The sequence below is a fragment of the Klebsiella sp. C360 genome (genome assembly GCF_048822415.1).
Taxonomy (GTDB): domain Bacteria; phylum Pseudomonadota; class Gammaproteobacteria; order Enterobacterales; family Enterobacteriaceae; genus Klebsiella; species Klebsiella quasipneumoniae.
The window spans coordinates 324,655-346,304 of sequence record NZ_JBMEZZ010000002.1 but is presented as its reverse complement, the minus strand read 5'-3'; the positions used below and the strand labels follow the sequence as shown (position 1 = coordinate 346,304).

The following is a 21,650-nucleotide window of genomic DNA, read 5'->3' as shown; positions in this document are numbered from 1 at the left end:
GGCGAGACGGAGTTCCCCGTTATTCCCGCCCTTTACGTACCCGCGCCGCATATACCGTCAGCGTTTGCTTCAGCACGTCAAGCGTCACCGGCTTGGACAGACAGCTGTCCATCCCCGATTCCAGACAGCGCTGCTTCTCTTCCGCCAGGGCATTGGCCGTGACGCCAATCACCGGCAGCGTCAGGCCAAGCTGACGAATGCGCTGCGTCAGGCGATAACCATCCATATTAGGCATGTTGACGTCGCTGAGCACGATATCGATGTGTTGCTTGCTGAGGACGTTGAGCGCGTCGACCCCGTCGTTCGCGGTCACGCACTGGTAGCCGAGCGATCCCAGCTGATCCGCCAGCAGGCGCCGGTTGATCGGATGATCGTCGACCACGAGGATCATCATGTCGTCGTTATTGCCGGCCTGCGCCTCCGGCGCCATCAGCGCCCGGCTATTGTCCGCACTGGCCAGCGCGACGTGGAAAATACGCCCCAACAGCGGCAGCAGTTCATGCGGCGTCGTCACGCTATGCAGCCACTCGCCGGCGGCCCGTTCCTGCGGAATACCGATATGACGACGGCAGAAGATGACCATCGCCCTTCCCTGCCAGCCGCTCAGCGCTTCATCGTCAGTGAGTAAGACATCCTCGGCGTCCGGGGTTTCTCCGGCATGACGACGTACCGTGAGGCCGTGATAGCTGAGCAGCGAGGTGACGAACATCGCCAGCGAGGTATTGTGGATGGCCAGCCAGCAGGTCTTGCCAGCGAAACCGTTCGCCGTCATCTGCGGCGTGTTCTGCACGCCATACAGCGGGATGCGGATGGTAAAGCGGCTGCCCATTCCCGGCTCCGTTTCCACGGCGATATCGCCATCCATCATGCTGATCAGTTTTTCACAAATCGCCAGGCCAAGGCCGGTGCCCTGGAAGTTGCGCTGCACGCCGGTCCCCACCTGGAAGAAGGGGTCGAAGAGGCGCAATACCTCTTTCGCCGGGATCCCCTCTCCGGTGTCGCGGACGCTAATCTGCAGATAATCCCCCGCGCACTGGACGTGCAGGATAATGCAGCCGGTGTCGGTGAACTTGATCGCATTGCTCAGCAGGTTGGAGATCACCTGCTGCAGGCGCATCGGGTCGCCGGACATCTGTTCCGGAACGTCCGGTTCGATAAAGCAGTACAGACCCAGCTGCTTGCGCACCACCAGCGGCAGATAGTTGGCGGAGATATGGTTCATGACCTCGCGCGGGGAAAATTCCCTCGGCTCGATCTTCAACTGCTCGGACTCGATTTTGGAGAAATCGAGAATATCGCTGATGATTTTCAACAGCAGGCTTGAGGAGTTGTTCATCGCCGTCACCAGGCGATCGACGCCCTTCGGCAACGCTTTGGTCTGCAGCAGATCGAGGTTGCCGATGATGCCATACAGCGGAGTACGCAGCTCATGGCTGACGGTGGCAAGGAACATCGATTTCGACTGGCTGGCCTGCTCCGCCGCCTGGGCCATCTCCTGCAGCGACTCTTCCATCTTCACGCGGGCGGAAACGTCCACCAGCACGCAAATCGCCACGTTTTCGTTGCGATAGCGCGAGTGGACAAAGCTAATCTGCAGGTTGGTATGGTTGCTGGTCAGCACATCGACAAAGTTGACCTGCTGGCCGCAGATGATCTGCGTCAGCCGCTGGCGGTCCTCATGGGTCAGCATGTTCAGATAGTTGTGCGCCAGCTCGTTACTGAGAATGTTGGTCCCGTCGAGGGTGCGCAGAATACAGATCCCCACCGGGGCGGAGGCCACGATTTTGCGGTTGAACTGCTCATGCTCTTCCAGCCGCTGAGCGTCATTTTCCGCAGGGATAAAAATGCGCCGCTCATACATCCGCGCCAGCGCAAACAGCATCGCGCCGCTGAGGATATTGAGAACGATGGCGTTGATGATCAGCATACGGATCCGCTCCAGCACCTGGTCTACCGAGACGGAATAGACGATGCTCAGGGATGACGGCGCGAGGCTTTTCTTCAGCACCAGCTCGCGGAAACCCGCGCTGTAGCCAAACCACATCCGCTCCTGCATCCATTTCGCTTCGCTCTGGATTTTGCTTTCCGCGCCGGCCAGGGAGATCAGCGGCTGGCCGTTATCGTCGAAGATAGTCACGCTCATCGGCAGGCTGCCCGGCGTAAAGAAGCTTTCCATGCGGATGGTCTGCTCAACGCCGAGCATCGCCTGCAGGCGATTGGCCATATAGATCGGCGTCAGGGCGTAAAAATAGCCCACCCCGGGGCGCATGCCCTGGCTTATCCAGAACAGGTTGTTGCCGCGCTCGTTTTGCGGCGCATTGCGGTATTGCTCAATGCGTTGATGCAGGACTTTCAGCGCCTGATCGCGCTCAATCGGCACGTCACGCAGGCCAAAGTTGGCCATACAGAGATTATCGCTGCCGATGAGAAAGATACGGTTAAGGTCGTAGGCGGCGGTAAAATTATCCCGCCAGTAGCGCATAAACCACGCCAGCGATTGGAGCGAATTACGCCAGGCGCTACTCATCGCGCTGCAGTCGGAGTCAGGATACAGGGGTTCAAAGCTGGGGATCGCAATATCGCCGCTTTGCCCTTGCGCTACCGCATCCCCTGCCGACAGCCGGTTACCGGCGACGTACTTCAGCTCTTTAATCACATCCGCCGTACGCTGAATGTAGCGCTGGGCCTGATCGGCGTTGAGATTGAGCTCCTGATGGATCTCGGCTTCCCGCTCGTGCAGCGCGTTGACGATATAAAACACAGAGACAAACGCAATCAGCAGCCACAGCAATACCGCCAGCGCTCTGAACAGATAACGTGAAACCTTCAGGGTTGTGTGAAAAGAGGCAAGATATTTCAATGTGGCGATGCTCGGCCGTCAGGGACTCAACAGAATGGGGTTAAAGTAGCGGTAAACCGGCTTTGCCGCAATGTTAATGCAAAAAGGGCCGGGAGAATACCCGGCCCTTTCAGAACATTTACCTGGGACGATTACTCTTCGTCTTCGGCGATGTCGTCATCGGTATCCGCTTCCGGGGCGATATCGTCATCGCCTTCCGCCGCGCTACCGTCGATGGCGTCCAGTTCTTCGTCGTCGACCGGCTCAGCGACGCGCTGCAGCCCCACCACGTTTTCATCTTCCGCGGTGCGGATGAGGATCACGCCCTGGGTGTTACGGCCCACGATGCTCACTTCGGAAACGCGGGTACGCACCAGCGTCCCGGCGTCGGTGATCATCATGATCTGATCGCAATCATCCACCTGTACGGCGCCGACCACGGAACCGTTACGCTCGGTGACTTTGATCGAGATAACGCCCTGGGTGGCACGCGACTTGGTCGGATACTCAGCCGCGGCGGTACGTTTACCGTAACCGTTTTGCGTCACCGTCAGGATCGCGCCTTCGCCGCGCGGAATAATCAGCGAGACGACGCTGTCGTTTTCCGCCAGCTTAATGCCGCGTACGCCGGTGGCGGTACGGCCCATGGCGCGAACGGCATCTTCTTTGAAGCGCACGACCTTGCCGGCCGCGGAGAACAGCATCACTTCGTCCTGACCAGAGGTCAGATCGACGCCGATCAGCTCATCGCCTTCGTTCAGGTTCACCGCGATAATGCCGGCGGAACGCGGACGACTGAACTCGGTCAGCGCGGTTTTCTTCACGGTACCGCTGGCGGTGGCCATAAAGACGTTGACGCCCTCTTCATACTCGCGGACCGGCAGGATAGCGGTGATACGCTCATCGGCTTCCAGCGGCAGCAGGTTGACGATCGGACGACCGCGCGCGCCGCGGCTGGCCTCCGGCAGCTGATAGACCTTCATCCAGTACAGACGACCGCGGCTTGAGAAGCAGAGGATGGTGTCATGGGTGTTGGCCACCAGCAGGCGGTCAATAAAGTCTTCTTCTTTAATGCGCGCTGCCGATTTGCCTTTACCGCCACGACGCTGTGCTTCGTAGTCGGTCAGCGGCTGATACTTCACATAGCCCTGATGCGATAGGGTGACCACCACGTCTTCCTGGTTGATCAGATCTTCGATGTTGATATCAGCGCTGTTGGCAGTGATTTCGGTACGACGTTCGTCGCCGAACTGGTCGCGGATCAGCTCCAGCTCTTCGCGAATCACTTCCATCAGACGGTCGGCGCTGCCGAGGATGTGCAGCAGTTCCGCGATCTGCTCCAGCAGCTCTTTATATTCGTCGAGCAGTTTTTCATGCTCAAGGCCGGTCAGTTTCTGCAGACGCAGATCCAGAATCGCCTGGGCCTGCTGCTCGGTCAGGTAGTATTTACCCTCGCGCACGCCGAACTCTGGCTCCAGCCATTCCGGACGCGCGGCGTCATCACCGGCACGCTCCAGCATCGCCGCGACGTTACCGAGATCCCACGCCTGGGCAACCAGCGCTGCTTTCGCTTCAGCCGGGGTCGGCGCGCGACGGATCAGTTCGATAATCGGGTCGATATTGGCCAGCGCCACGGCCAGCGCTTCGAGGATATGCGCGCGGTCACGGGCTTTACGCAGCTCGAAAATGGTGCGACGGGTCACCACTTCGCGGCGGTGGCGCACGAATGCGGCGATGATGTCTTTCAGGTTCATGATCTTCGGCTGGCCATGGTGCAGCGCAACCATGTTGATGCCGAAGGAGACCTGCAGCTGGGTCTGGGAATAGAGGTTGTTGAGCACCACTTCCCCTACCGCGTCGCGCTTCACTTCAATCACGATGCGCATCCCGTCTTTATCAGACTCGTCACGCAGCGCGCTGATGCCTTCCACGCGTTTTTCTTTTACCAGCTCGGCGATTTTCTCAATCAGGCGCGCTTTGTTCACCTGATAGGGAATTTCATGCACGATGATGGTTTCGCGGCCGGATTTCGCATCCACTTCCACTTCCGCGCGCGCGCGGATGTAGACTTTACCGCGACCGGTGCGGTAGGCCTCTTCAATGCCGCGACGGCCGTTGATAATGGCGGCGGTCGGGAAATCAGGGCCAGGAATATGCGCCATCAGCCCTTCAATGCTGATGTCTTCATCGTCGACATAGGCCAGACAGCCGTTGATCACTTCCGTCAGGTTATGCGGCGGTATGTTGGTGGCCATCCCGACGGCGATCCCGGAGGCGCCGTTTACCAGCAGGTTAGGAATTTTGGTCGGCATGACGTCCGGAATACGCTCCGTGCCGTCATAGTTGTCAACGAAATCGACCGTCTCTTTTTCAAGATCGGCCATCAGCTCATGAGCGATTTTCGCCAGACGAATTTCGGTATAACGCATCGCCGCAGCGGAGTCGCCGTCGATGGAACCAAAGTTACCCTGGCCGTCCACCAGCATGTAACGCAGCGAGAACGGCTGCGCCATACGCACGATGGTGTCGTATACCGCGGAGTCGCCGTGCGGGTGGTATTTACCGATTACGTCACCAACGACACGGGCTGATTTTTTATAGGCTTTGTTCCAGTCATTGCCCAATACGTTCATGGCGTAAAGTACGCGACGGTGTACCGGCTTCAGGCCATCTCGGACATCCGGCAGCGCACGGCCAACAATGACCGACATCGCATAATCCAGATAAGAGTTCTTAAGCTCTTCCTCAATGTTGACCGGTGTAATTTCTCTCGCAAGGTCGCTCATCTAACCGCTATCCCTCTACTGTATCCCGGATTCAAAGGTCGCAAATTATAACACAGCCGCGCTAAGAGAGGTAAAGCAATACGGTTTATTCATGGCGCGCTGCTGATATACTCGCAGGTCTGAACAGAAAAGGAGTAAAAGCGCCCATGAATGCCGAAAAAACGTCGGTAGCCCCTAACGTCGATCATGCTGAAATCGCCAAATTCGAAGCCGTCGCCTCGCGCTGGTGGGATCTGGAGGGCGAGTTCAAACCGCTCCACCGCATTAACCCCCTGCGGCTGGGCTATATCGCCGAACGCTCTGGCGGCCTGTTCGGTAAAAAAGTCCTCGATGTCGGCTGCGGCGGCGGCATCCTCGCCGAGAGCATGGCGCGCGAAGGCGCGACGGTCACCGGGCTGGACATGGGCGCCGAGCCGCTGCAGGTGGCGAAACTGCACGCCCTGGAGAGCGGAATTCAGGTGGAGTATGTTCAGGAAACGGTTGAAGAACATGCCGCGAAGCATCCGCAGCAGTATGACGTCGTCACCTGCATGGAGATGCTGGAGCACGTCCCTGACCCACAGTCGGTCGTCCACGCCTGCGCGCGGCTGGTGAAGCCTGGCGGCCAGGTCTTCTTCTCCACCATCAACCGTAACGGTAAAGCGTGGCTGATGGCGGTGGTCGGCGCGGAATATGTCATGAAGATGGTGCCCAAAGGCACTCATGATGTGAAAAAGTTTATCAAGCCGGCCGAACTGCTGGGCTGGGTAGATCAGACTTCTCTGAAAGAGCAGCATATCATCGGCCTGCATTACAATCCGTTGACCAACACCTTCAAGTTGGCGCCGGGGGTTGATGTTAACTATATGTTGCATACCAGCGCCAAAAAAGCGTGACGTCAGCACCTGCGCTTATGATGATTGCGCGGCATCAAGCCGCGTGATTATTTCTTCCGATGAAGAAATCAGCACTCGATCAAATTTTCATTTTTTTTTCTGTTTTATTGACTTCTTCTCCAGGCCTTATGCGACGTGGACTTGCGGATTATTACCCTTCCGCAACCTCAATTTAACGTCAAAATCAACCCTTGTACTCAAAAGATTCCTTACTAAAATACTCACCATATAGCGTTCCTTTTATCGACAACCCCCTACATATAGTATTTATCCACAGAGTTAGTCACAACGGCCTTCTGTGGATAAACGGGGGATATTTTCTTTCACGGACAGGTAAAATCCACATGAATCAGAGTCTGCTGGTGACAAAGCGCGACGGAACCACCGAGCGCATCAATCTCGACAAAATCCATCGCGTACTGGATTGGGCGGCAGAAGGACTGAATAACGTTTCGATTTCCCAGGTAGAGTTGCGCTCGCATATCCAGTTCTATGACGGCATTAAAACCGCGGACATCCACGAAACCATTATCAAAGCCGCTGCGGATCTGATCTCCCGCGAGGCGCCGGATTACCAGTACCTCGCCGCGCGTCTGGCGATTTTCCATTTGCGTAAAAAAGCCTTCGGCCAGTTTGAGCCGCCGGCGCTTTACGATCACGTGGTGAAGATGGTCGAGAAGGGTAAATACGATCATCATCTGCTGGAAGACTACACGGAAGAAGAGTTCCAGCAGATGGACGGTTTCCTCGACCACTGGCGCGACATGAACTTCTCCTACGCTGCCGTTAAGCAGCTGGAAGGCAAGTATCTGGTACAAAACCGCGTCACCGGCGAAATTTATGAGAGCGCGCAGTTCCTCTATATTCTGGTGGCTGCCTGCCTGTTCTCTAACTACCCGCGCGAAACGCGTCTGGACTACATCAAGCGTTTCTACGACGCGGTGTCGACCTTTAAAATCTCGCTGCCGACGCCGATCATGTCCGGCGTGCGTACCCCAACCCGTCAGTTCAGCTCCTGCGTGCTGATCGAGTGCGGCGACAGCCTGGACTCCATCAACGCTACCTCCAGCGCGATTGTGAAATACGTTTCCCAGCGCGCCGGCATCGGCATCAACGCCGGCCGCATTCGCGCGCTGGGCAGCCCGATCCGCGGCGGCGAAGCCTTCCACACCGGCTGCATTCCGTTCTACAAACATTTCCAGACCGCGGTGAAGTCCTGCTCGCAGGGCGGCGTACGCGGCGGCGCGGCGACCCTCTTCTACCCAATGTGGCATCTGGAAGTGGAAAGCCTGCTGGTGCTGAAAAACAACCGCGGGACCGACGCCAACCGCGTTCGTCACATGGACTACGGGGTGCAGATCAACAAGCTGATGTACACCCGTCTGCTGAAGGGCGGCGACATTACCCTGTTCAGCCCTTCCGACGTCCCGGGCCTGTATGACGCTTTCTTCGCCGATCAGGACGAATTTGAGCGCCTGTACACCCAGTACGAGCAGGACGACAGCATTCGCAAGCAGCGCATTAAAGCGGTTGAGCTGTTCTCGCTGATGATGCAGGAGCGCGCCTCCACCGGCCGCATCTACATCCAGAACGTCGACCACTGCAACACCCACAGCCCGTTCGATCCGGTGGTCGCCCCGGTGCGCCAGTCTAACCTGTGCCTGGAGATCGCCCTGCCGACTAAACCGCTGGAAGACGTCAACGACGAAAACGGCGAAATCGCGCTGTGCACCCTGTCGGCCTTCAACCTCGGGGCTATCGACAGCCTCGACGAGCTGGAAGAGCTGGCGGTGCTGGCGGTGCGTGCCCTGGACGCGCTGCTCGACTATCAGGATTACCCCATCCCGGCCGCCAAACGCGGCGCGATGGGCCGCCGTACGCTGGGCATCGGCGTGATCAATTTCGCTTACTATCTGGCGAAGCATGGCAAACGCTACTCCGACGGCAGCGCCAACAACCTGACCCACAAAACGTTCGAAGCGATTCAGTACTACCTGCTGAAGGCCTCCAACGAACTGGCTATCGAACAGGGCGCTTGCCCGTGGTTCAACGAAACCACCTATGCGCAGGGTATCCTGCCGATCGATACCTATAAAAAAGACCTGGACGGCATCGTCAGCGAAGCCCTGCACTACGACTGGGAAGCGCTTCGCGCGTCCATCAAAACCCACGGCCTGCGTAACTCCACGCTCTCCGCGCTGATGCCGTCCGAGACCTCGTCGCAGATCTCCAACGCCACCAACGGCATCGAGCCGCCGCGCGGCCACGTGAGTATTAAAGCGTCGAAGGATGGGATCCTGCGCCAGGTGGTGCCTGACTACGAAAACCTGCAGAACGCCTACGAACTGCTGTGGGAAATGCCGAACAACGACGGCTACCTGCAGCTGGTGGGTATCATGCAGAAGTTTATCGACCAGTCGATCTCTGCGAATACCAACTACGATCCGACGCGCTTCCCTTCCGGAAAAGTGCCGATGCAGCAGTTGCTGAAAGACCTGCTCAACGCCTATAAATTCGGCGTCAAAACGCTGTACTATCACAACACCCGTGATGGCGCTGAAGACGCTCAGGATGACCTGGCCCCGTCCATCCAGGACGACGGCTGCGAAAGCGGCGCTTGTAAGATCTAAGGTATTTTTGCCGGGTGGCGCTACGCTTACCCGGCCTACGATTTTGTAGGCCCGGCCAACGCATCGCCGCCGGGCAGTACAGTTCAACAGGACTCACTTCAATGGCATACACCACTTTTTCACAGACGAAAAACGATCAGCTGCTTGAGCCAATGTTTTTTGGCCAGCCGGTTAACGTGGCCCGCTACGATCAGCAAAAATACGATATCTTTGAAAAGCTGATTGAAAAACAGCTCTCCTTCTTCTGGCGCCCGGAAGAGGTTGACGTCTCCCGCGATCGCATTGACTACCAGGCGCTGCCGGAACATGAAAAACACATTTTCATCAGCAACCTGAAGTACCAGACGCTGCTCGACTCCATCCAGGGCCGCAGCCCGAACGTGGCGCTGCTGCCGCTGATCTCCATCCCGGAGCTGGAGACCTGGGTGGAAACCTGGGCCTTCTCCGAGACCATTCACTCGCGCTCGTACACCCATATCATCCGCAACATCGTCAACGACCCGGCGACCGTGTTCGACGATATCGTCACCAATGAGCAGATCCAGAAGCGTGCCGAGGGGATCTCCCACTATTACGATTCGTTGATCGAGATGACCAGCTACTGGCACCTGCTGGGCGAAGGCACCCACACCGTCAACGGCAAGACCGTGACCGTCAATCTGCGCGAGCTGAAAAAGAAACTCTATCTGTGCCTGATGAGCGTCAACGCCCTGGAAGCGATCCGCTTCTACGTCAGCTTCGCCTGCTCCTTCGCCTTTGCCGAGCGCAAACTGATGGAAGGCAACGCCAAAATTATCCGCCTGATCGCCCGCGATGAAGCGCTGCACCTGACCGGCACTCAGCATATGCTGAACCTGCTGCGCTCCGGCAGCGACGATCCGGAAATGGCGGAAATCGCCGAAGAGTGCAAGCAGGAGTGCTATGACCTGTTCGTGCTGGCGGCGCAGCAGGAGAAAGAGTGGGCGGACTACCTGTTCCGCGACGGCTCGATGATTGGCCTGAACAAAGATATTCTCTGCCAGTACGTCGAGTACATCACCAATATCCGCATGCAGGCGGTGGGTCTCGATCTGCCGTTCCAGACCCGTTCCAACCCGATCCCGTGGATCAACACCTGGCTGGTCTCCGACAACGTCCAGGTGGCGCCGCAGGAAGTAGAGGTCAGCTCTTACCTGGTCGGCCAGATCGACTCTGAAGTCGATGCCGACGACCTGAGCAACTTCCAGCTGTAATGAAGCGGATCTTCTTGAAAATCTCTGACACTCGCCTTGAGTGTCAGGATGAACACCCTTCCCTGTTGGCTGCTCTTGAATCGCATAATATCGACGTCGAGTATCAGTGCCGCGCAGGCTATTGCGGCTCCTGCCGCACTCGTCTGGTCTCCGGCCAGGTTGACTGGCTGACCGAGCCGCTGGCCTTTATCCAGCCGGGAGAAATTTTGCCCTGCTGCTGCCGGGCGAAGGGCGATATCGAAATTGAGATGTAATTTTTGTCGGGCGGCGTAACGCTTATGCGCCCGACAAAACTGCCGTTCACAGGCCGGGTAAACCCGGCTTTTTACTGCTTAGCGTCCAGAAACTGCACCGCTTTATCCGGGAAATCGGTAAACAAGCCATCGACGTCCGCCTGGCGATACAGCCGGTCATAGAGCTGATTGACGTTGCTGGCGTACTCCGGCAGCTGATCCGCGCGCACGGTATACGGATGCACCTGCAGATGGCTGGCGTGCGCCTCCTTCACCATCGCCGTCAGCTTCACCGCCCCCGGCTTTGAGCCTTCCGCCACCAGCATATGATAATCCGGACCAATGCCGTCGGCGTACTGCGCAATCTGCGCCATGGCCCCCGGCTTGAACATCCAGTCATAGTTGTAGTTCACCCACTTGCCGTCAGCCTGCCGCTGCTGGGTTTCATTCCAGTCGGTATAGGCGATAAGCTGCACCAGCTTGAGATCCATGCCCATCTTCGGCTCCAGGTCATGCTTAATACGCTTGAGCTCATTGGCGTCAAAGCACTGCAGATAGACCTTATCCTGCTTGCTGGTGTAGCCATATTCTTTCAGCACTTTCAGCGTGCTGGCGGCAATATCTTTGCCTTCCTGATGGTGGAACCACGGCGCTTTGATTTCCGGGTAAATACCGATGTTTTTGCCGGTGGAATGATTCAGCCCCTGGACAAACTCAATCTCTTCTTCAAAGGTATGAATGCGGAAATCGGATTTGCCCATCGGGAAACGCCCGGGATAGGTTTGCACATTCTTGCCGTCTTTCGGCTCAAAGCCTTCGGTAAACGTCAGCGACTTGATCTCGGCCAGGGTAAAGTCGATGGCGTAAAAACGGCCATCTTGACGCGCCCGCTGCGGGAAGCGCTGAGCGACGTCGGTCACCCGATCCAGATAGTGGTCGTGCAACACCACCAGTCGGTCGTCTTTGGTCATCACCAGGTCTTGCTCAAGGTAATCCGCCCCCTGAGCGTAAGCCATCGCTTTCGCCGGCAGGGTATGTTCAGGCAGATAACCGCTGGCGCCCCGGTGGGCGATAACCATTTTATCCGCCGCTGTCGCGCTGAAGCACAGCGCCGAACTGGCCAACATCATGCCGCTCATTAGCGCGGTGAGTTTCATGTTCATCGCCGCTCCTTAGGCTTGCTTCAGCTGTTGATGATGGCGGCGTTCACCGAGCATCACGATAACCAGCAGGACAACCGCCAGCACGCTGCCGCCGATCATCACCATAAAGCCGCCGTCCCAGCCGAAGAAATCGACGGTGTAGCCGACGATGGCGCTCGCGGCCACGGAACCGCCGAGGTAACCGAACAGGCCGGTGAAGCCTGCGGCGGTGCCGGCGGCTTTCTTCGGCGCCAGCTCCAGCGCATGCAGGCCAATCAGCATCACCGGGCCGTAGATCAGGAAGCCGATAATAATCATACAGGCCATATCGACGCCCGGGTTACCCGGCGGGTTCAGCCAGTACACGACGGTGGCGATGGTGACCAGGGTCATAAAGAACACGCCGGTGGCGCCGCGGTTGCCTTTAAACACTTTATCCGACATCCAACCGCACAGCAGGGTGCCCGGGATCCCCGCGTACTCGTACAGGAAGTAGGCCCAGGAGGATTTATCCAGCGCGAAGTGCTTCACCTCTTTCAGGTAGGTCGGCGACCAGTCGAGAATGCCGTAGCGCAGCAGATAAACGAAGACGTTGGCGACCGCGATGTACCACAGCAGCTTGTTCGGCAGAATGTACTGCATAAAGATCTGCTTCGCCGTCAGCTCTTGTTCATGCTCTTCGCTGTAATCGTCCGGGTAGTCGTTTTTATACTCTTCGATCGGCGGCAGGCCGCAGGATTGCGGCGTATCGCGCATCATCGCGAAGGCGAAAATCGCCAGCAGAATAGCGCCGAAAGCCGGCATATAGAGCGCCGCATGCCAGTCGTTAAACCAGGCCATACCCAACAGGAACAGCAGCGGCGGAATCCCCCCGCCGACGTTATGCGCGCAGTTCCACACTGAAACAATTCCGCCGCGCTCTTTCTGCGACCACCAGTGGACCATGGTACGGCCGCACGGCGGCCAGCCCATTCCCTGGAACCAGCCGCAGAGGAACAGCAGTACGAACATGATCATGATGCTCGAGGTGGCCCACGGTACGAAGCCCATCACCAGCATCACCAGCGCGGCGAGGATCAGCCCCGCCGGCAGGAAAATGCGCGGATTCGAACGGTCAGAGACCGATCCCATGATGAATTTCGAAAATCCGTAGGCAATGGAGATGCCGGAAAGGGCGAAACCGAGATCGCCGCGGGAGAAACCTTGCTCGATAAGATAGGGCATCGCCAGGGCAAAGTTCTTACGAACCAGATAGTAAGCGGCATAACCAAAGAAGATGCCGATAAAAATCTGCCAGCGTAACCGACGATAGAGCGGGTCGATCTCCGCGGCTGGCAAACGCGCTTTATGCGCGGCGGGTTTAAAAATACTTAACATATCAGCCTCCGTGGCCCTTGCTGTTTTTTACTGACGTCACGACAACAATCCCAGATTAATCACCAACTTCGAATCTGGCCGCGATGGTAGGCAATACGTAGAGCTGATACTGTGAAACATCGCACAATTTGTTACAGAAATATGACAAAAGGTTCCAATGTGAGCACAAAATCACATAATGCGCTCAAATAACGCGCGAATATGCTCGAAATCAAACAATAACCTTATTGATTGTGGCTAAATGGCGGTAAACGAAAGCAGAGGAGCTGAAGATGACGGGACGTCTTGATAGCGAGGTCATCATCATCGGCGGCGGAGCAACCGGCGCCGGCATCGCCCGCGACTGCGCCCGACGCGGATTACGTACAGTGCTCATTGAGCGCCATGATATCGCCACCGGGGCCACCGGCCGTAATCATGGGCTGTTGCACAGCGGCGCCCGCTATGCGGTGACCGACAACGAATCCGCCCGCGAATGCATCAGTGAGAACCGCATCCTGCGCCGCATCTCCCGTCACTGTATCGAACCGGCCGGCGGTCTGTTCATTACTCTGCCTGAAGACGATCTGGCCTGGCAGCAGACCTTTATCGCCGCCTGCCAGCAGGCTGGCATAGAGGCCACGCCGCTTTCTGCGCAGGAGGCGCTGCGCCGCGAGCCCGCCGTCAACCCGACGCTGCTGGGGGCGGTGCAGGTCCCGGATGGCACCATTGACCCGTTTCGCCTCACCGCGGCCAATATGCTCGACGCCCGCGAACACGGCGCGCAGATCCTCACCGGCTGCGAAGTGACTGGCCTGCTGCGCCAGGGCGACCGCGTCTGTGGCGTCCAGGTATACGATCGTCAGCTTCACCAGACCCGCGCCCTGTACGCCGGGGTAGTGGTCAATGCCGCCGGGATCTGGGGGCAGCGCATTGCGGAATATGCCGACCTGCGCATCACCATGTTTCCGGCGAAGGGATCGCTGTTGATCCTTGACCACCGGATTAACAACCTGGTGATCAACCGCTGCCGTAAGCCGGCCGATGCCGATATTCTGGTGCCCGGGGATACCATCTCGCTGATCGGTACCACCTCGATGCATATTCCTTATGACGAAATTGACGACAACCGGGTAACGACCGCGGAAGTCGAAACCCTGCTGCGCGAAGGTGAAAAGCTGGCGCCGGTCATGGGCCGCACCCGGATCCTCCGCGCCTACTCCGGCGTGCGCCCGCTGGTGGCCAGCGACAACGATCCCAGCGGACGCAGCGTCAGCCGCGGCATCGTCCTGCTCGACCATGCTCAGCGCGACGGCATGGAAGGCTTCATTACCATCACCGGCGGCAAGCTGATGACCTATCGCCTGATGGCCGAGTGGGCCACCGACGCCGTCTGTCGTAAACTGGGCAACACCACCCCCTGTTCCACGGCCGAGAGCCCGCTGCCCGGGTCGCAGGAGCCGACGGAAAGCACCCTGCGAAAAATTATCTCCCTGCCGGGCCCGCTGCGCGGCTCTGCTGTCTACCGCCATGGCGATCGCACGCCGGCCTGGCTTGGCGACAGCCGCCAGCACCGTAGTCTGGTCTGCGAATGCGAAGCCGTCACCGCTGGTGAAGTGAAATACGCGGTGGAAAATCTGGCGGTCCACACCCTGCTCGACCTGCGCCGCCGTACCCGGATTGGCATGGGGACCTGCCAGGGGGAACTCTGCGCCTGCCGCGCCGCCGGTCTGCTGCAGCGCTTTAACGTCACCACCCCCGCGCAGTCGTTGACCCAGCTGTCGGCGTTTCTCAATGAGCGCTGGAAGGGCGTGCAGCCCATCGCCTGGGGCGACGCGCTGCGCGAAAGCGAATTCACCCGCTGGGTCTACCTCGGCCTGTGCGGACTACCACAGGAGCATCAGGATGAAATTTGACTGCGCGATTATCGGCGGCGGACTGGCCGGCCTGCTGTGCGGTCTGACGCTGAATCAGTCCGGCCTGCGCAGCGTTATCATCAGCCGCGGGCAAAGCGCACTGCATTTTTCCTCCGCGTCGTTAGATCTGCTCTCGGCGCTGCCGAACGGCGATAACGTCACTGACCTCACGCAAGGTCTGCAGCAGCTCGCTGAACTGCTTCCTGAGCACCCTTATTCCCGGCTCGGCGCCGGGGCGGTGCTCGAATACGCAAAACAGACTGAAGCTTTGCTGGCCGCCTGCGGCGCGGTGATGCAGGGCGACGCGCACCGCCCGCACCGGCGGGTAACGCCGCTGGGGACGCTGCGCGCGGCGTGGCTATCGCCGCAGGAGGTTCCTGTCGCGCCACTCCCCCGACAGGGGGTCTGCCTGGTGGGGATCAGCGGCTTTGCCGATTTTCAGCCGCATCTCGCCGCCGCCGCGCTCGGGCAAACCGGCGTCACCGCCGTAGCGGCGGAAATCGAGTTACCGCTGCTGGATGTTTTACGTGACAACCCCACCGAGTTTCGCGCCGCCAATATCGCCCGCCTCCTCGACGATGAAAACCACTGGCCTGCCCTGCATGCGGCGCTGCTGCCGCTGGCGCAACAGCATGAGCTGCTGATCATGCCCGCCTGCTTTGGCCTCGCCGACGATCGCCTGTACCACTGGCTGCAGGCGCGCCTGCCCTGCCCGCTGCGTCTGCTGCCGACGCTGCCGCCTTCGGTTCCCGGGATGCGCCTGCACAGTTTGCTGCAGCGGCAGTTTATTCGCGGCGGCGGCACCTGGCTTGCCGGCGATGAAGTGGTGAACATCAGCCATCGACAGGGCGCCGTCGAGGCTGTCTGGACGCGAAATCACGGCGATATTGCGCTGCGTCCGCGTTTTACCGTGCTGGCCAGCGGCAGCTTTTTCAGTAACGGTCTTGTCGCCACGCGGGATAGCGTGCGCGAACCCATTCTCGGTCTCGATCTACAGCAGACCCTGCCGCGCGACGACTGGTACCAGCGCGACTTCTTTGCCTCCCAGCCGTGGCAACGCTTCGGGGTGAAAACCGATGCCCTGCTGCGCCCCATGCTGGGCGGGCAGCCGTTCAGCAATCTTTTCGCCATCGGTTCGCTGCTCGGCGGGTTCGATGCCATTCAGCTCGGCTGCGGCGGCGGGGTCTGCGCCGTCACCGCACTGCACGCCGCCAGACAGATCCACGCCCTCGCCGGAGGCCGACCATGAACGATACCCGTTTTGAAAGCTGCATTAAGTGCACGGTCTGTACCACCACCTGTCCGGTCAGCCGGGTCAATCCGCGCTATCCCGGGCCGAAACAGGCGGGGCCGGACGGCGAACGCCTGCGCCTGAAGGATGGCGCGCTGTACGATGAGGCGCTCAAGTACTGCATTAACTGCAAGCGCTGTGAGGTCGCCTGCCCGTCGGATGTGAAAATTGGCGATATCATTCAGCGCGCCCGGGCACAGTATGGTCAGCAAAAACCGACCCTGCGCGACGCTATTCTCAGCCATACCGACCTGATGGGCACCCTTTCCACCCCCTTTGCCCCACTGGTAAACGCCACCACCGGCTTAAAACCGGTGCGCCGCCTGCTCGACGCGGCGCTCAATATCGATCATCGCCGCACGCTGCCCAAATATGGCTTCGGTACCTTCCGCCGCGCTTACCGCCAGCTCGCGGCCAGACAGGCGCAGTACCCTGAGCAGGTGGCCTTCTTTCATGGTTGCTACGTCAACTATAACCACCCGCAGCTGGGCAAGGATCTGATTCGCGTCGTCAATGCGCTGGGCACCGGCGTGCAGTTGTTATCAAGGGAAAAATGCTGCGGCGTGCCGCTGATCGCCAACGGCTTTTTTGACAAAGCGCGTAAGCAGGCGCAGAGCAACGTCGCCGCGATGCGGGAAAACGCGCTGCCGATCATCGCCACCTCCTCGACCTGCACCTTTACGCTGCGCGATGAATACCCGCACCTCCTTGATATCGACAACAGCGATCTCCGCGACCGGGTGGAGCTGGCCACTCGCTGGATCTGGAAACAACTGGATAGTGGCAAAACGCTGCCGCTGCGCCCGCTGCCGCTGAAGGTGGTCTATCACACGCCGTGCCATATGGAGAAAATGGGCTGGTCGCTGTATACCCTCGAACTGCTGCGGCTGATCCCTGGCCTGCAGCTGGAAGTGCTGGATTCGCAGTGCTGCGGCATCGCCGGCACCTACGGGTTTAAGACTGAGAATTACGCGGTATCCCAGGCTATCGGCGCCCCCCTGTTCCGTCAGATTGAGGAGAGCGGCGCCGACATCGTCGTCACCGACTGCGAGACCTGTAAATGGCAGATAGAAATGTCCACCAGCAAACGCTGCGAACATCCGCTGACGGTGCTGGCGCAGGCGCTCGCCTGAGTCCGGCGCCAGCCTGCGCCGTCAATAGCTCGCTTTCTCCTGCGGCTGAGCGCTGGCGGATTTAAACATCGCCAGCCGGCGGTCCAGCGCCTGGGTGTACAGCATGGTATCGACCCCGACGGCGACGAAATTGGCCCCCCAGGCGAGACATTTTTCCGCCATCGCCGGGTCGACCGCCAGAAATCCGGCCGCTTTTCCCGCCGCGCGAATGCGCCGGATGCTCTGCTCAATCACCCGCTGCACGTCAGGATGGCCAGCATCGTCCGGGTGTCCCAGCGAAGCGGAGAGATCCGCCGGCCCGATAAACACCCCGTCAATGCCCTCCACCTCGAGGATAGCGTCCAGATTTTCCAGCGCGGTTCGGCTCTCCACCTGAATCAGCAGACAGAGTTCGTCATTCGCCTGCGCCATATAATTCTCCACTCTGCCCCAGCGCGCCGCCCGGGCCACGCCGGCGCCAACGCCGCGGCTACCGACGGGAGGATAACGGGTTGCCGAGACGACTTCCCGCGCCTGCTCGGCGGTATCGACCATCGGCACCAGCAACGTTCTGGCGCCAATATCCAGCACCTGTTTTATCAGGCTGCGGCTGCCCTCCACCGGACGGATCACCGGCTGACTGGCGTAAGGGGCGATGGCCTGGAGCTGATGATAAAGGTCCTGAATAGTGTTCGGGGCATGCTCGCCGTCGATCAGCAGCCAGTCATATCCGGAAGTGGCGGCAATCTCCGCCAGATAGGAGGAGGTCGAGCTCAGCCACAGGCCTATTTGCGTCTCACCGCGTAATAATCCACGTTTGAAGGGGTTTGATAACAGTGCGTTCATAGCGATTCCTTTAATCAATGCTGTACGCCGCCGCGCTGAGGAACCGCGCGGGTGAGGCTTAATGAGAAGATGATGATCACCCCGATGATGGCCACGCCGGCCAGGGTTAACAGTCCAGCGGCGCTGCTGGCGAACAGCGTTTCGGCCTGCACGCGAACGATCGGCGCCAGAAAGCCGCCGATGGCGCCAAACAGGTTAACGAAGCCAATCCCGGCGGCCAGCGCCGTGCCGGAGAGCAGCTGCGTCGGCATCGTCCAGAAGACCGGCTGCACGGCAATCACCCCAACCGCCGCCACGCACAGCGCGATGATAGCCAGCACCGGCGCCACCAGCCCGGAAACCGCAATCCCGACCGCTGCCGCCAGCAGCGTCAGCGCGGCAATATTGCGCCGCTCGCCGGTACGATCGGAGTAGCGAGGGATAAGCCAGGTACCGAACAGCGCCGCCACCCACGGAATAGCCGTCACCACCGAGGCAATGAAGCCGACTTTGGTGCCCAACAGCGCGGCGACCTGAGTGGGCAGGAAGAAAATCAGGCCATAGACCGCCACCTGAATGGTCATGTAGATCAGCGCCAGCTGCCAGACCCGCCCGTTACGCAGCGCATCGGACAGACGCGAGGTGACCTTTTTCTCCTCCTCTCGCGCCAGCTCGCTTATCAGGGCCTGTTTCTCCGCCGCGCTCAGGAAGCGGGCATGCTGCGGCGAATCGTCCAGCCAGAAGAAGGTGAACGCTCCTGCGGCGACGGCGAGCAGGCCTTCAATCACAAACATCCAGAACCAGCCGGGATGGCCCATAAACCCATGCATCTCCAGCAGCGCGCCGGATAAAGGCGAACCGAGGGTCAGCGCCAGCGGCGCCCCCATATAAAAAAGCCCCATAATGCTGGCGCGGTTTTGCTGGGGAAACCACTGAGACGTGAGGTAGATCATTCCGGGGAAGAAGCCCGCCTCCGCCGCGCCCAGCAGGGTACGTACCAGCAGGAATTTCGCTTCCGTATCCGCCCACGCCATCGCCGCCGACAGCACGCCCCACAGTAGCGTGGTGCAGCCGATCCATTTTCTGGCGCCAAATTTGCGCATCAGCAGGTTGGCCGGCACCCCAAGAAAGGCATAGACCACAAAGAAAATCCCCGCCCCCAGCGCATAGGCTTCGTTGCTGAGGCCAGTGTCCAGCTGGTAGGTCTCTTTGGCGAAACCGATATTCGAACGGTCAAGAAACGCCAGCACGTACAGCGCCAGCATAAAGGGGATTAAGCGGGCGCGGTTTTTCTTCACCACGCTCTCCAGCAGAGTGTTGCTCATCATAATATCCTCAGGCGTGGGCCGCCGGGCGGCCCGGGGGATCAGTGTTGATAAGGACGTTTCAGGTTGCAGTCGCGATTGAGCTCGACGCCAAAGCCGGGTTTATCCAGTACCGATTTATGAATCCGCCCCCTCTCCGGCACCGGCTCGCCGAGCAGGATCGGGTCGAACTGCGGACGCAGCGTGGCGCAGTCAGGACTGGTCATCAGAAACTCGCTGAATGGCGTGTTGGTGAAAGTGATCACCGCATGATGTGAGTAAACCGACGAGCCGTGCGGCACCACCAGCTGCCCGCGCGCTTTAGCAATAGCCGCTATCTCCACCAGCGTGGTTAAGCCGCCGCACCAGCCGACGTCGGGCTGCATAATATCGATTCCGGTCTCCGACAGGGTGCGGAAGGACTGCAGGGTGCCGTGGTGCTCGCCGCTGGTCACCATCATCCCGGCCGGCGCCTGGCGCTTCAGCTCGCGATAACCTTCATACTGCTGCGGCGGCAGGCACTCCTCGATCCACTTGAGGTTGTAAGGGGCGCAGGCATGGGCAAGTTTGGTGGCATAGTTAACGTCCTGGCTCATCCAGCAGTCCAGCATTAACCAGAAATCCGGGCCGCATTTTTCGCGCATGTCCGCCACCATGGCGACGTCTTTGCGGATCCCGGCGTCGCCATCGTGCGGGCCCCAGTGGGTGGGCATTTTGCCGCCGATAAAGCCCATCTCCTGCGCCAGATCCGGACGAGCGCCGGTGGCATAGAACTGGATTTCGTCACGCACCGCTCCGCCCAGCAGTTTGTAGACCGGCAGGCCAACCACTTTCCCGAACAGATCCCACAGCGCGAGGTCGACACAGGAGATAGTGTTCATCACCAGACCGCCGGATCCTGCGTAGTAAAGGGTGGCGTTGAGCATCTGGTCGTGGATCAGTTTGATATCGCTGACGCATTTGCCTTCGATAAAGCGGTTGAGATGTTTTTCCACGATAAAGCAGCCCATCTCTCCGGCCGTCGACACGGCAAAGCCGGTCTGCCCGTTGTCGGCTTCAACTTCCACAATCAGCGTGCCCAGCACGTTGATGCCAAACGACTGGCGGGACTGCTCATACTGTTTGTATTTGCTCATCGGGGTGGCGATATGATCGTCAATCCAGTGGTTAGCCCCCTGATCGTGGTAATCGCCGCCGCCGGCGCCCTGCTCTGCGGTGGCGCCGCCGGTAAACCAGGCGCGGACGTGTTTAATTTTCGGTAGGGTCATGGTGTTCTCCTTATGATGAGGCGAGTTGTTCAAAGGGGCTTTTCCACCCCAGCAGTCGTGAAATATCTTTCGCGCAGGCAATCGCCTTACCGGCAAGGTAATCGCGATTGTCTTCATTGATTTGCAGACGGGTACCCACCACCGAGATGGCGGCGGTCAGGTCGTTATTGGCGTTAAAAACCGGGGCGGCCACGCAGCGCACGTCCGGATAGTCCTCGCCATTATCAAAGCTCCAACCCCGGGCGCGGATCCGCCCCAGCTCCTCCCGCAGCTGTTGAGCATTGCTGATGGTCGTTGGCGTAGCCCGCTCCCACTGCAGTTCATCGATAATCGATGCCTGAACCCCGGCGGGCTGCCAGGCCAGCAAACATTTGCCGATCCCGGAGCGGTAAAGCGACAGGCTCTTTCCTTCGTGCGAACGCACGCTAATGGTGGCGGGTGATTCAATTTTCAGAATGTAGTAGGCGTTACCGTGATCGATAATGCCCAGATGGCAGAGCAGGCCGCACTCATCCATCAGCCGGGTCAGGCGCGGCCGCGCCAGCTCGCGCAGGTCCATTTTGCTTAGCGCCTGCCCGGCCAGCTCCACCAGTTTGGTCCACAGGCAGTAGTTATCCTGATTATCCATACTGATGAAGCGCTGCTTTTTCAGCTCGCCCAGCAGCAGATAAACCGTGCTTTTCGGGATCCCCAGCTCCGCTATTATCGTCGCCGCGCTGCAGGGTCCGATGCGGCCAATTAAATTGAGGATCTCAATCGCGCGGGTCAGCGCCGGGACTTTCGTTGATTCCAACATACTGGACTCCAATCCTGAATACTGGAATCAGTGTTGCGGTTGTCC

General features: G+C 59.2%; 15 protein-coding genes. 7 read left to right on the top strand and 8 right to left on the bottom strand.

The annotated features are described in order from the left end of the window. Window positions 1-19: 19 nt before the first annotated feature. Entirely contained in the window at window positions 20-2,860 is a 2,841-nt protein-coding gene (gene rcsC, locus ACOI7D_RS07725; protein ID WP_023290484.1) for a two-component system sensor histidine kinase RcsC, read from the bottom strand. Window positions 2,861-2,991: 131 nt separating this feature from the next. Beyond that, window positions 2,992-5,625 (bottom strand): DNA topoisomerase (ATP-hydrolyzing) subunit A, encoded by a 2,634-nt coding sequence (gyrA, locus tag ACOI7D_RS07720; protein WP_004201688.1) that lies wholly within the window; start codon window positions 5,623-5,625, stop codon window positions 2,992-2,994. 146 nt (window positions 5,626-5,771) lie between these two features. Here gyrA and ubiG point away from each other — a divergent pair, with 146 nt between their 5' ends. The 4 genes from ubiG to yfaE all read left to right on the top strand — a co-directional run bounded on the left by ubiG (window position 5,772) and on the right by yfaE (window position 10,616). Next, entirely contained in the window at window positions 5,772-6,500 is a 729-nt protein-coding gene (gene ubiG / locus ACOI7D_RS07715) for a bifunctional 2-polyprenyl-6-hydroxyphenol methylase/3-demethylubiquinol 3-O-methyltransferase UbiG (RefSeq protein ID WP_023290485.1), read from the top strand. Window positions 6,501-6,844: 344 nt separating this feature from the next. After that, window positions 6,845-9,130 (top strand): class 1a ribonucleoside-diphosphate reductase subunit alpha, encoded by a 2,286-nt coding sequence (gene nrdA / locus ACOI7D_RS07710; RefSeq protein ID WP_048297918.1) that lies wholly within the window; start codon window positions 6,845-6,847, stop codon window positions 9,128-9,130. Between the two features lie 101 nt (window positions 9,131-9,231). Beyond that, window positions 9,232-10,362: a class Ia ribonucleoside-diphosphate reductase subunit beta gene (nrdB, locus tag ACOI7D_RS07705; protein WP_004140835.1), complete on the top strand. Its 1,131-nt coding sequence runs from the start codon at window positions 9,232-9,234 to the stop codon at window positions 10,360-10,362. Then, window positions 10,362-10,616, top strand: a complete 255-nt coding sequence (gene yfaE, locus ACOI7D_RS07700; RefSeq protein WP_004201692.1) for a class I ribonucleotide reductase maintenance protein YfaE — start codon at window positions 10,362-10,364, stop codon at window positions 10,614-10,616. Before nrdB ends, yfaE begins: the two co-directional genes overlap by 1 nt. Window positions 10,617-10,687: 71 nt before the next feature. Here yfaE and glpQ read toward each other — a convergent pair whose 3' ends face one another. Both glpQ and glpT read right to left on the bottom strand, forming a co-directional pair. Beyond that, the gene (gene glpQ / locus ACOI7D_RS07695; RefSeq protein WP_109547095.1) at window positions 10,688-11,758 is read right to left on the bottom strand and encodes a glycerophosphodiester phosphodiesterase; all 1,071 of its coding nucleotides are present in this window, start codon (window positions 11,756-11,758) and stop codon (window positions 10,688-10,690) included. A gap of 9 nt (window positions 11,759-11,767) precedes the next feature. Next, window positions 11,768-13,114, bottom strand: coding sequence for a glycerol-3-phosphate transporter (gene glpT, locus ACOI7D_RS07690; protein WP_023290488.1), 1,347 nt, complete (start codon window positions 13,112-13,114; stop codon window positions 11,768-11,770). Between the two features lie 272 nt (window positions 13,115-13,386). Between glpT and glpA the strand changes: the two genes are divergently transcribed. From glpA to glpC, 3 genes are read left to right on the top strand one after another with little or no spacing between them, the layout of a single operon-like run. Next, window positions 13,387-15,009: an anaerobic glycerol-3-phosphate dehydrogenase subunit A gene (gene glpA, locus ACOI7D_RS07685; protein WP_109547094.1), complete on the top strand. Its 1,623-nt coding sequence runs from the start codon at window positions 13,387-13,389 to the stop codon at window positions 15,007-15,009. After that, window positions 14,999-16,258, top strand: coding sequence for a glycerol-3-phosphate dehydrogenase subunit GlpB (gene glpB, locus ACOI7D_RS07680; RefSeq protein WP_109547093.1), 1,260 nt, complete (start codon window positions 14,999-15,001; stop codon window positions 16,256-16,258). The genes glpA and glpB overlap by 11 nt, the downstream gene beginning before the upstream one ends. After that, window positions 16,255-17,433, top strand: a complete 1,179-nt coding sequence (gene glpC, locus ACOI7D_RS07675; RefSeq protein WP_109547092.1) for an anaerobic glycerol-3-phosphate dehydrogenase subunit GlpC — start codon at window positions 16,255-16,257, stop codon at window positions 17,431-17,433. The genes glpB and glpC overlap by 4 nt, the downstream gene beginning before the upstream one ends. Before the next feature lie 21 nt (window positions 17,434-17,454). On the opposite strand, the gene yfaU is transcribed toward glpC, so the two are convergent. The 4 genes from yfaU to ACOI7D_RS07655 are packed head-to-tail and all read right to left on the bottom strand — an operon-like array spanning window position 17,455 to window position 21,605. Continuing rightward, window positions 17,455-18,258, bottom strand: coding sequence for a 2-keto-3-deoxy-L-rhamnonate aldolase (gene yfaU, locus ACOI7D_RS07670; RefSeq protein WP_049013194.1), 804 nt, complete (start codon window positions 18,256-18,258; stop codon window positions 17,455-17,457). A 14-nt stretch (window positions 18,259-18,272) separates the two neighbouring features. Further along, a complete protein-coding gene (locus ACOI7D_RS07665; RefSeq protein ID WP_032453561.1) occupies window positions 18,273-19,562 on the bottom strand; it encodes an MFS transporter in 1,290 nt (429 codons plus the stop codon). A gap of 41 nt (window positions 19,563-19,603) precedes the next feature. Beyond that, the gene (gene rhmD / locus ACOI7D_RS07660; protein WP_017899291.1) at window positions 19,604-20,809 is read right to left on the bottom strand and encodes an L-rhamnonate dehydratase; all 1,206 of its coding nucleotides are present in this window, start codon (window positions 20,807-20,809) and stop codon (window positions 19,604-19,606) included. 10 nt (window positions 20,810-20,819) lie between these two features. Further along, complete coding sequence (locus tag ACOI7D_RS07655) at window positions 20,820-21,605, bottom strand: IclR family transcriptional regulator (RefSeq protein ID WP_023290494.1); 786 nt, start codon at window positions 21,603-21,605, stop codon at window positions 20,820-20,822. Window positions 21,606-21,650: the final 45 nt, after the last annotated feature.